The 2,668-nt window shown below is 66.1% G+C and carries 2 protein-coding genes and 1 tRNA gene; 2 read left to right on the forward strand and 1 reads right to left on the reverse strand.

Annotation, left to right across the window (positions count from 1 at the left end):
* A partial coding sequence (locus NE2_RS31800) for a transglycosylase family protein (RefSeq protein WP_167356809.1) occupies window positions 1-362 on the reverse strand: 362 nt, incomplete at its 3' end.
* A gap of 636 nt (window positions 363-998) precedes the next feature.
* Here NE2_RS31800 and NE2_RS31805 point away from each other — a divergent pair.
* Window positions 999-1,072, forward strand: a tRNA-Met gene (locus NE2_RS31805).
* A gap of 683 nt (window positions 1,073-1,755) precedes the next feature.
* A partial coding sequence (locus tag NE2_RS31810; RefSeq protein WP_167356810.1) for a beta-ketoacyl [acyl carrier protein] synthase domain-containing protein occupies window positions 1,756-2,668 on the forward strand: 913 nt, incomplete at its 3' end.

A 2,668-nucleotide genomic window follows, 5' to 3' on the forward strand; every position in this document is an offset into this window, starting at 1 on the left:
GGCCGGGGCTCCTCGGCGGGCGCGTAGCGCAGGTACTGGCCGCACACCGGCCAGGCGCCCGGGCCCTGGGTCTGCAACACGTTCTCCGCGACGCGGATCTGCTCTTCCTTGCTCGCGTTCTGCGGCGAGCCGCTGCCACCGTTGGCGTTCCAGGTGGACTGCGTGAACTGCAGGCCGCCGTAGTAGCCGTTGCCGGTGTTGATATTCCAGTTGCCGCCGCTCTCGCACTGCGCGACACCGTCCCAGTCGTGGGCGGGCGCAGCCGAAGCAGTGGTGGAAGCTGCGAACGGGACGGCAACAAGGGCGCCGGCGACGGCGGCGAAGCCGAGGGCGCGACTGCTGATCTTCCGGTTCTTGTTCATGGTGGTGTCCCTCCCTGCGCCCGCCGGCCCGGCGATGGTCCGCCGCGTCCCTGCCCCCAGGAGGTCGGGGATCCCCGAACCGCGGGGCAGGGTTGCCGGTGTGCAACGGTTCGGGTCTGGATGCCCATCACGGGTTCGCTCCGGGCCGCGTTCGACCATAACGAAGAGATCTCGACAGATCACGTCTTGATAACAGACACAATTGCATGAAGCGAATAACCGGATTCCAGCGTTGATGCAGGTTGGCTATGCAGTGGTCGGACATTCCGGTCGTTCGTTATGTGGTCGTTATGTGCGATGAATCACGCGCAAATAGTGGGCCGGGTCACGTTTTTTCGGGCTGCTTTGTGGAAACGCGCGCGTTTCCCACGATGTTCTCCGTCATTCGGGGTGAAGCGAGGCTTCCGCATCGAGTCGCCGGTTCGAATGGTTCGGCGTATCCGTGTGGCGATCCCGCGGTGGTCGGCGGCTCGATGTTTCGCTGTGGCGGGGTCGCCGACCGTTTTCCGCGGTGTGGAGTCGTCGTGTGGCGGTCGCGGCGGTCCACGCCGAAATCGCGTCTGTGCTTCTCGAAAACCGCTCTGACCACAGGATTTGCTACGTCTGTCGACTCGTGTGTAATGTTGTGTTCACCGACGCGGGGTGGAGCAGCTCGGTAGCTCGCTGGGCTCATAACCCAGAGGTCGCAGGTTCAAATCCTGTCCCCGCTACTAGTGAAAAGGTCCCGGAACCGGAAGGTTCCGGGACCTTTTCGTTTCTGTCATGCCGCCGGGGGCCTCGTCGCGGCTCGATTCGCGCCGATGGCAGCGCGTGGGCGGCGGAGGCGGTTACTCAGCGGTCGCGGAGCTGCCGACACTGCCCGATCCGGGGGTCGAAGCGGTGTCGATGCGGCGAACCCGCAGGCAGTGGGCGGTTCTCGGTGGTGCGACCGATCGCCGGACAGCGGCGCTCATCACACTATTCCCAATGCTGGCAAGCCCGAGAGCGGCCAAATACTGTTCAGTAACTATGAGTCCTGTGCTGTTGTACGAACCCCGAAAGGGATCCTTGTGATAGATCACGGCGCCGTAGCGTAGATGCGTCGTACGCACCCCGCTCGGGCACTACCTCTTCTCCGCGGGCCCCGATACTCCGGCAAACCCTGCAGCGCACCGGCTTTCGGTCGCTCGCGGGTCGGTTGCCGCGCCGAACCCGTCATATCGGAGCGGTCGGCAACCTCTGCTCCGGGTCGACTCCGGCCGCGCGTGGATGACGCTCATATATCGTTCGGGACTCTTCGCTGGGCCGTGAACGCGTCGAAAAACGTTGTTTAGAAGCAGAATTCGTACCCTCACCGGAGTACTGGCGAGGGTGTTCGCGAGTTCGCGCGTTCATCGAGGAAGGAATTTCAGAGGTGACCGGATCGGCAAATGCCGTCGCTATCGTCGGTATGTCCTGCAGAATGCCGGGGGCGGCCGATCTCGACAGTTACCGGCAAATGCTCGGAGACGGGCGCGCCGCCGTGATCGGGGCCCCGACCGGGCCGGAGAACATCACCGAGCGCGCCGATTTCCTCGGCACCGCAGCGGAATTCGACGCGGACTTCTTCGGGATCGCGCCCGACGAGGCGCAGGCGATCGACTCGCGGCACCTGTCGGCGCTGGAACTCGGCTGGGAGGCGCTCGAGAACGCGGGCGTGGTCGCCAACGCGCTCGAGGGACTGCGCTGCGGTGTCTTCGTATCCGGCACCGAGGATCACGGCATCGCTGAGCGTCTATCGGCCCACTTCGGCTTCGCGGGCCCGAGCGTCACGGTCGGCGACGCGCACGCGTCGTCGCTGATGGCGGTCCGGCTGGCATATGCGAGCGTGCGCAGCGGCGACAGCGAGCTCGCGCTGGCCGGCGGATCGTGGGAGCGCGGCGAGGGCGGCGGGATGGTGGTATTGAAACCGCTCACCCGGGCACTCGCCGACGGTGATCGGATCCATGCCGTGCTCCGGGAAGGTGCGGCGGGTGATGAAAGTCGAGCGTCGAGCGTGCCGGGTATCGCAAGCCTCATCGAGGCTGCACTACGTCTGAGCGGCGCGGAGTCGGGGGCCGATCCGGACTGCACGGCGCCGGACCGACGAAACCGATTCGCGGACAATATGTTCCGCGACGACGCCGACGGCAAGGAATGGACCGTCGCGGAATTCCGGGTCGCGGGCGTGTCGTCGTTCGACCCGGGCCGCCAGGATCTCCGTCCGATCGTGGCGCCGCCGGCCGCGGTGCCGTGGGTGGTCTCGGCCCGAAGCGAGAGCGGCGTGCGGGCCCAGGCGGCCCGGTTGC

The organism is Nocardia elegans NBRC 108235 (genome assembly GCF_001612845.1).
GTDB classification, from domain to species: Bacteria; Actinomycetota; Actinomycetes; order Mycobacteriales; family Mycobacteriaceae; genus Nocardia; species Nocardia nova.